Genomic DNA, 7,138 nt, shown 5'->3' with positions numbered 1-7,138 from the left:
CCTATGGCTGGCAACGCGACGATGGGCTGAAGGACCCGCAAGCATGAATCCGTGGATCGGTGTTGGCCTGGCGCTGGTGGCCCTCATTGGTGGCGGTGCGCTGCTCGGCTGGCAGGGCGTCATCTTCGCGACGACGGGCATCGTCTTCTGGCTGCTGCTGCAGATCTCGCGGCTGATGCGGGTCATGAAGGTGGCCGGCGCGGCCCCGCTGGGCTCCGTCAACAACGCCGTCATGTTGAACAGCAAACTGCACGCCGGCATGAAGCTGGTGGACCTGATCGGCCTGGCCGGCAGCTTGGGGCAAAAGCAGGCGCCGGAGACCTTTGTCTGGCGCGACGCCGGCGGCGACGCCGTCGAAGTCAAGCTGGTGAAAGGCAAGCTCGTCGAGTGGCGGCTGATCCGCGCAGCCCAAGCTTCGTAAAATCGCCCGCTTTCACCCCGCACGCACTGGAGTAACGATGGTTCCCGCCCCCCTGCATGACCGCGACGGCAAGATCTGGATGGACGGCGAGCTCGTCGACTGGCGCGACGCCAAGATCCACGTGCTGACCCACACCCTGCATTACGGCTGCGGCGCCTTCGAGGGCGTGCGCGCCTATGACACGGTCAACGGCACCGCCATCTTCCRCCTGCAGGAGCACACCCAGCGCCTGTTCAACAGCGGCAAGATCCTGCGCATGAAGATTCCCTTCTCGATGGAGCAGGTCAACGAGGCCCAGCGCGAGGTGGTCAAGGCCAACGGCCTGAAGAGCGCCTACATCCGCCCGCTGATCTGGATCGGCTCCGAGAAGCTGGGCGTCAGCCCCAAGGGCAACCAGGTGCACCTGATGGTGGCCGCCTGGAGCTGGGGCGCCTACCTCGGCGAGGAAGGCATGAAGCGCGGCATTCGCGTCAAGACCAGCTCCTACACACGCCACCACGTCAACATCACGATGACGCAGGCCAAGACGGTGTCCAACTACACCAACTCCATCCTGGCCAACATGGAAGCCACCGACGACGGCTACGACGAGGCGCTGCTGCTGGACGCCTCCGGCTTCGTGTCCGAAGGCGCCGGCGAGAACCTGTTCGTCATCAAGGGCGGCGTTGTCTACACGCCCGACCTGTCGGCCGGCGCGCTCAATGGCATCACCCGCAACACCATCTTCGCGATCTGCCAGGACCTGGGCCTCAAGCTGGTCGAGAAGCGCATCACCCGCGACGAGGTCTATATCTGCGACGAGGCCTTCTTCACTGGCACCGCCGCTGAAGTGACGCCCATCCGTGAGCTGGACCGTGTCGAGATTGGTTCGGGGTCGCGCGGCCCCATCACCGAAAAGATCCAGTCGGCCTTCTTCGACATCGTCAACGGCCGCAATCCCAAGTACGCCGAGTGGCTGACCGCGGTCTGAGAGCAAACAACATGAGCACCACCACCACGCCCGCCGCCACTGTCGAAGTGACCGCCAAGGACTGCAACGACAACGGCACGGTCTTCTGCCCCAACCCCAAGATGCCGCTGTGGAGCGCGCATCCCAAGGTCTTCATCGACCTGACCCATGGTGGCCAGGGCCAGTGCCCTTACTGCGGCACGGCCTACAAGCTAAAGGCCGGCGAGGTCCTCTCCAGCGGACACTAACGCGCCAACGCGGCGGCTCTGCGGCTGCCGCGCCGCTGGGTGTCCAGATCAGCTTCCAGAGCGCGTTCCGTCGCCGACAGCGGCTTCACCATCCCAACAGCCAGCGCACCCTGGTCGAGGTTCTGACCCCAGGTCAGGCCGGCCCGCAGCGGCACTGGCGCGGCCAGGCCGTCGGTGAAACCGGCGGGCAGCCAGGGCATGGTCTGGGACAGCACCAGCGCCACGCGCGACTTGATGGCGGCATCACCCACGCGGCCGCGCTGGCCCCAGGTCACGACCTGGTCTGCGCTCGCCCCGCTCAGGAATTGCGGCGTCACCGCGACATCGCGCAGCACGCCGTGGCGCAGCTGCATCAGCGCCTCCTCGGCCAGCATCGCCGCATCCTCGCGCGGCGCGCTCTGGCCGCTGGGCCAGGAATAGCTGTAGTCGTCGGTGACGCGGTCGCTGCTGAAGAAACGCACGATGTCGGCCGGCTGGTAGGCGCGCTGCACCGCCGTGGACGCCACGCCGAAGAACTGCACGCGGCCCAGGTCGACCATCTCCTGTGAATAGAACGGCAGTTGCGTGCGCAGCTGTTCGGACGCAGTGTTGGCGGGAATGGCCTCGTAGACGCGCAAGCCGCTGTTGAGCAGCAGGTGCACGCGGGGCGGCAGGAAGTCGTTGGCGTGCGTCAGCTCGTGGTACAGCAGGCGGCCGAGTGCCGGGATCAGCGCGGCGCTGTCGCGTGAGCCGCGCGCCAGCACGGACGGGCGCCCACCGGCCGACTGATTGCCCTGCACATAGCGCCACAGCATCGCGTAGGCGAGGTCTAGCCCATAGTCACTGCGCGGGTCGGGCGCTTCGCTGACGCTGTCGCGCTCGGCAGGCGTCTGCCAGAGGTAGTCGGCATCGAGATAGATGGCGCCGGTGGCGCTCCAGTAGAAGGCCGGCCGCACCCGGCCGCCAATGACGATGGCCGTGGTGGCGTTGAGCAAGCGGCGGAAGTCGCCATTCACGTCCTGCTCGCGCAAAAAGGCCTCGAAGCGCTGGCCCATCCAGTCGTTGGACACCAGCACGCGGGCCATCACCTGCTCCACGGTGGGCAGCTCGCCGCGCGTCTCGGTGCCGAGCAGCGGCAGGCGGCCCAGCGTGCAGAGCGTGGCATTGGTCAGGGCGGGCGTGTAGATGCAGTCGCGCAATTCGGCCGCGTGTGCGCCGCCGGCCACATAGGGGTAGGCGCGCGAGGACAGGTTGCCAGCGCCGAAAAGCGGCGACGCCACAGCGGGCGGTGAGGCCTGCACGAGCAGGCTGAAATCCTGGCTGAGGCTGCGCCCATCGGCCAGCGTGGCCTCGGCGCGCAGGCGCAGCAGGCTGTCTTCGGCCACCGCAGGCGCGGTAAAGATGACGCGCCATTGGCTTGCATCGCCCAGGTTCACGTCCGGGCCGTCGACGCGGCTCCAGCGCACGCGCGCCAGCGGGTAGTCGGCCACGGCCAGCCCCTCGACCCAGGCGCGCAACGACGTCTGGCCGCCCGCCCACACCGACGGTTCGCCGCGGATCACCATCGGCGTCGCGTCGGGTGCCGTGGCGTTGAGCTCGGCTTGGCCGCTGTAGCTCGCCCCCTTGGCGTCGGTGAAGTCCACACTGAACGTGAAACGGCCCGCCGCAGCCGGTGCGACGCTGAGGGCCTGCGAACGCGCCGAACCGAGGGCCTGCGCGGCGCCATCGGTCTGGCGCCACTGCACCGTGTCCAGCCGCGAGCCGGGGCAGGCAAGCACCGCCAGCTCCTGGTTGTGCCCCGCACCGGCTGCGGCGGGCAGAGCCAGGCGCGCGACGGAGCCGCTCAGGCATTGGGCCCCGAGGGGTGGCACGGTGACCGGCCCGGGCGCTGGCGCGGCATCACCGCCACCGCCACCGCAGGCCACCAGCAACAGACAAAGGAACAGGGACGCAACGGCTTTCAGCGAAAACATCGGTTGGGATCAGGCAGCGGTTGGGGCGGGGTCAATGTAGCGCCGTCCGACTTCCTACAATCGCGCCATGCCCCGCTCCGCCGCCCAGACCGCCGCCCTGCTTGCCTCGCCCGACGACACCGAGGCCCAGTTCTATGAGGCGCTGCAGCACGCCGACCTGGATCACCTGATGGCCCTGTGGGCCGATGACGAGGAAGTGGCCTGCGTCCACCCGGGCGGCCCGCGCATCGTCGGCCTGGTCGCCATCCGCGCGGCCTTCGAAGCGGTGTTCCAGCGCGGCGCGGTCAGCGTCCACCCCGAGCGCGTGCGCCGACTGCACAGCGGCGATTGCGCCATCCACCATGTGCTGGAGCGCGTGCAGTTGCATGGCGAGGCCCAGCAGGCTTGGGTCATCGCGACCAATGTCTATCTGAAGACGGCGCTCGGCTGGCGCCTGGTGCTGCACCACGCCAGCCCCGGCAATGCGGGCGATGTCCAGGAGCTCGTCGCCGACGCCGGCACGCTTCACTAGGAGTCGGCGCATGCAGTACCGCGCCCCCCGCTGGCTGCCCGGCGGCCACGCCCAGACCATCTGGCCCGCCCTCTTCAGCCGCCAACACGACGGCCCGCCGCCGAACTGGACGCGCGAGCGCTGGGACACACCGGACGGCGACTTCATCGATGTCGACTTCCTGGCTGGTGGTGAGCCCCCCGCACGCGAGTACGCGTCCGGCCCCCCGGGGGGGCCAAGTCGGTCTTGGGAGCGGCCCGGCGACCGACTTGGGCGCCCGCCGGAGACGCCGCTGCTGGTGTTGTTCCACGGCCTGGAGGGCGACCGCACCAGCCACTCCAGCGTCGCCTTCGCCAGCGTCGCCCGCGCACGCGGTTGGGCCATGGCCCTGCCCCACTTCCGCGGCTGCTCGGGTGAACTGAACCGCGGCCCGCGCGCCTACCACTCGGGCGACTTCGAGGAGGTCGGCTGGATATTGCAGCGCCTGCGCGAGCGCCATGGCAGCAAGCTCCTCGTCGCGGGCGTGTCCCTGGGCGGCAATGCACTGATGCGCTGGGCGGAGGAAGCCGGCCACAGTGCGGCCCAGATCGCCCAGGCGGTCTGCTCGATCTGCTCGCCCATCGACCTCGCCGCCGCTGGCGCGGCCATCGACCGCGGCTTCAACAGGCAGGTCTATGCGCGCCGCTTCCTGCGCACCATGATTCCCAAGGCCCTGCGCAAGCTGCAGCAGCATCCGGGCCTGTTCGATGGCGAGCGGCTCAAGCGTGCGTCGACCATCTACGAGTTCGACAACCTGTTCACCGCGCCGCTGCACGGCTTCAGGAACACCGAGGACTACTGGACCCGCGCGGCCGCCAAACCGCACCTGCACCGCATCCGCATCCCGGCCCTGGTGCTGAACGCCCGCAACGACCCTTTCGTGCCCGGGGGCAGCCTGCCACACGCCGCCGAGGTGGGTGCCCATGTGACACTCTGGCAGCCCGGCCACGGCGGCCATGTCGGCTTCCCCGCCGGCCGCCTGCCGGGGCATCTGCTGACCATGCCGGAGCAGGTCTGCGACTGGCTCTGGAAGCAACGCTGAAGGAGGTCTTGCATGGACCCCATCGTCGAAGCGGCCCTCAAGAAGTGGCCCAACGTCCCGCACTGCTACGGCTGGCTGGCGCTGGACGCCCGCGGTGATTGGTATATGCGCGACGAACGCATCCAGCACGCCGGCCCCTTCCCCGAGGTCAAAGGCAGCCGCATCAACCACGACAAGCTGCGTGCCTTCATCGAGCGCAACTACGCGGCCGACGCGGCTGGCTGCTGGTTCTTCCAGAACGGGCCGCAGCGGGTCTATGTGGAGCTGGAGTCCACGCCCTGGGTTTGGCGCCTGCAGCCTGATGGCCGCGTGCTGAGCCACACCGGCATCGAAGCCGCCGTGGAGTCCAGCTGGCTGGACGAAGCCGGGCGCCTCTACTTGCTCACTGACCTCGGTCTGGGCCTGGTGCACACGGCCGACATGGGTCCGGCGGCCGACGCCGTCGAGCAGGGCCGCTGGACGCCACAGGAGTTCCTGTCGGGTGAGCTGCCGGAGCGCTTCGGCTTCGTGCGCCGCCCTGGCGCCTGAGCCAGAAACGACGAGGGCTGCCGAAGCAGCCCTTGGCGGGATTCAAGCCGAAGCTTTACTGCGCGGCCGAAGCAGCCGGCGCGGCCATCTTGGGCTCGTCGAACTTGGCGCCACCCTGGTTGGCCATGTAGACGACGGCACGGGAGACTTCGAAGTCGCTGAAGTCGCCGCCGCCCTGCGGGCCCATATTGCCCTTGCCCTTGAGCGCCGAATGCACCAGCGTGTCGAAGCCACTCTTGATGCGCGGGCCCCAGGCCGACGCGTCGCCCAGCTTGGGTGCGCCGGCGGCGCCGGTGGCGTGGCAGGCCGAGCACTGGGCCTGGAAGACCTGCTCGCCCGTCTTCATGGTGGCGGCGTCGTTGACGTCCTTGACCTCGACGTGCGCGACCGGCGCAATGCGCGCTGCAATGGCCTGGGCCTCGAAGGCAGCCGTGCCGGCCGCCGGCTTGGTGTCGGTGGTGACGTAATTGGCCAGCAGGATGATGACGATGACCGGCACCACGAAGGCGAACAGCACGGCCCAGGCGAGCTGCTTGGGGGTCTTGATCGGCCCGGTGTGGGCGTCGTCGTGGTCGTGATCGTGGCTGGMGCTCATGAATTCCTCTTGTCGATCTTCGTCGGTCGGGTCTCGCTTCATGCCGGGCTGGGTGCGCGACACGAAAAACCGCCGAATTATAGGCAGGCCCCGACACTGCCCCGGGGCCCTGGTACCCCGCTGCTAGAATGCACGGCTTCGCGCCCGTAGCTCAATGGATAGAGTACTGCCCTCCGAAGGCAGGGGTTGTTGGTTCGATCCCAACCGGGCGCACCAAAAGTCTCAAGCACCTTGCAGTAATGCCAGGTGCTTTTTTGTTGGGCGCCGAATGGGGAGGTGCCTCAGAGCTTCAAATGCCCATGCACGCCCTCGTCCACGCGCTGGGCCGTGATGGCGCCGAACAGCATCTTGAGGCCGGCGATGGCGCTGCCGTGGCGGTTGTCCCAGTATTCGCCGCTGAGCGCGTCGACGCGCAGTAAGCAGATGCGGGGATCGTCCTCGCCTTGCGTGAACCAGGCCCGCAGCTTGGGGCTCCAGAGCCGGTGGATGGTGGCCTTGTCAGTCACCTGCTCGACGCTGCCGTCGAGCTTGAGGTGGCCGCCGTTGTCCCCCTCCTTGAAGAACAGCGTGACGCGCGGATCGCGGTCGAGTTCGATGTTCTTCAGGCTGTCGATCTCGCTGAAGAACCACAGGGCGCCGCTGTCGTCGACCTCGATGACGGTCATCGGCCGCGCATGCAGTTGCCGCGTGCCCATGCCGAGGGTGCAGAAAAAGCAGCTGTTGCCGGCCCTGACGAGGTCGGTGATCTTCTTCGCGGCGGCCGGGCCGCTGAGGTCTTCTTCGGTGCTCACGTCGTTGTCCGATGGATAGCTGCGGCTGTCGTCGTCTTGCATGTCGACTCCTTGGCGTTGACTGATCCTGCAGCCTAGACAGC

At 68.1% G+C, this 7,138-nt stretch carries 9 protein-coding genes and 1 tRNA gene; 7 read left to right on the top strand and 3 right to left on the bottom strand.

What is annotated here, in order from left to right:
• Nucleotides 1-43 precede the first annotated feature (43 nt).
• Genes ACXJKR_RS02860 through ACXJKR_RS02850 form a run of 3 tightly spaced genes read left to right on the top strand, consistent with a single transcriptional unit; the run spans nt 44 to nt 1,618 of the window.
• Entirely contained in the window at nt 44-421 is a 378-nt protein-coding gene (locus tag ACXJKR_RS02860) for a hypothetical protein (RefSeq protein WP_457320573.1), read from the top strand.
• 37 nt (nt 422-458) lie between these two features.
• Nucleotides 459-1,391: a branched-chain amino acid transaminase gene (locus tag ACXJKR_RS02855; RefSeq protein ID WP_457320571.1), complete on the top strand. Its 933-nt coding sequence runs from the start codon at nt 459-461 to the stop codon at nt 1,389-1,391.
• An 11-nt stretch (nt 1,392-1,402) separates the two neighbouring features.
• Nucleotides 1,403-1,618 (top strand): zinc-finger domain-containing protein, encoded by a 216-nt coding sequence (locus ACXJKR_RS02850; protein ID WP_056191969.1) that lies wholly within the window; start codon nt 1,403-1,405, stop codon nt 1,616-1,618.
• Here ACXJKR_RS02850 and ACXJKR_RS02845 read toward each other — a convergent pair.
• The gene (locus ACXJKR_RS02845) at nt 1,615-3,570 is read right to left on the bottom strand and encodes a hypothetical protein (protein WP_457320569.1); all 1,956 of its coding nucleotides are present in this window, start codon (nt 3,568-3,570) and stop codon (nt 1,615-1,617) included. The genes ACXJKR_RS02850 and ACXJKR_RS02845 overlap by 4 nt on opposite strands.
• A 67-nt stretch (nt 3,571-3,637) precedes the next feature.
• Here ACXJKR_RS02845 and ACXJKR_RS02840 point away from each other — a divergent pair, with 67 nt between their 5' ends.
• The 3 genes from ACXJKR_RS02840 to ACXJKR_RS02830 are packed head-to-tail and all read left to right on the top strand — an operon-like array spanning nt 3,638 to nt 5,669.
• Nucleotides 3,638-4,081 (top strand): YybH family protein, encoded by a 444-nt coding sequence (locus tag ACXJKR_RS02840; protein ID WP_457320567.1) that lies wholly within the window; start codon nt 3,638-3,640, stop codon nt 4,079-4,081.
• A 10-nt stretch (nt 4,082-4,091) separates the two neighbouring features.
• Nucleotides 4,092-5,141: a YheT family hydrolase gene (locus ACXJKR_RS02835; RefSeq protein WP_457320565.1), complete on the top strand. Its 1,050-nt coding sequence runs from the start codon at nt 4,092-4,094 to the stop codon at nt 5,139-5,141.
• Nucleotides 5,142-5,153: 12 nt separating this feature from the next.
• Nucleotides 5,154-5,669, top strand: coding sequence for a DUF2946 family protein (locus tag ACXJKR_RS02830; RefSeq protein WP_457320563.1), 516 nt, complete (start codon nt 5,154-5,156; stop codon nt 5,667-5,669).
• 55 nt (nt 5,670-5,724) lie between these two features.
• Here ACXJKR_RS02830 and ACXJKR_RS02825 read toward each other — a convergent pair whose 3' ends face one another.
• A complete protein-coding gene (locus tag ACXJKR_RS02825; protein ID WP_457320561.1) occupies nt 5,725-6,264 on the bottom strand; it encodes a c-type cytochrome in 540 nt (179 codons plus the stop codon).
• Between the two features lie 140 nt (nt 6,265-6,404).
• Here ACXJKR_RS02825 and ACXJKR_RS02820 point away from each other — a divergent pair.
• A tRNA-Arg gene (locus tag ACXJKR_RS02820) sits at nt 6,405-6,480 on the top strand.
• Between the two features lie 65 nt (nt 6,481-6,545).
• On the opposite strand, the gene ACXJKR_RS02815 is transcribed toward ACXJKR_RS02820, so the two are convergent.
• Nucleotides 6,546-7,097: a pyridoxamine 5'-phosphate oxidase family protein gene (locus ACXJKR_RS02815; protein ID WP_457320560.1), complete on the bottom strand. Its 552-nt coding sequence runs from the start codon at nt 7,095-7,097 to the stop codon at nt 6,546-6,548.
• Nucleotides 7,098-7,138: the final 41 nt, after the last annotated feature.

The sequence above is a fragment of the Roseateles sp. P5_E11 genome (assembly GCF_054049355.1).
The sequence above is the reverse complement of the archived record's forward strand: the minus strand, read 5'-3'. Positions and strand labels throughout refer to the sequence as shown.

Coding starts and splice junctions, on each gene's coding strand:
- ACXJKR_RS02860 (WP_457320573.1), top strand. CDS start 44: ATGAATCCGTGGATCGGTGTTGGCCTGGCGCTGGTGGCCCTCATTGGT.
- ACXJKR_RS02850 (WP_056191969.1), top strand. CDS start 1,403: ATGAGCACCACCACCACGCCCGCCGCCACTGTCGAAGTGACCGCCAAG.
- ACXJKR_RS02845 (WP_457320569.1), bottom strand. CDS start 3,570: ATGTTTTCGCTGAAAGCCGTTGCGTCCCTGTTCCTTTGTCTGTTGCTG.
- ACXJKR_RS02840 (WP_457320567.1), top strand. CDS start 3,638: ATGCCCCGCTCCGCCGCCCAGACCGCCGCCCTGCTTGCCTCGCCCGAC.
- ACXJKR_RS02835 (WP_457320565.1), top strand. CDS start 4,092: ATGCAGTACCGCGCCCCCCGCTGGCTGCCCGGCGGCCACGCCCAGACC.
- ACXJKR_RS02830 (WP_457320563.1), top strand. CDS start 5,154: ATGGACCCCATCGTCGAAGCGGCCCTCAAGAAGTGGCCCAACGTCCCG.
- ACXJKR_RS02815 (WP_457320560.1), bottom strand. CDS start 7,097: ATGCAAGACGACGACAGCCGCAGCTATCCATCGGACAACGACGTGAGC.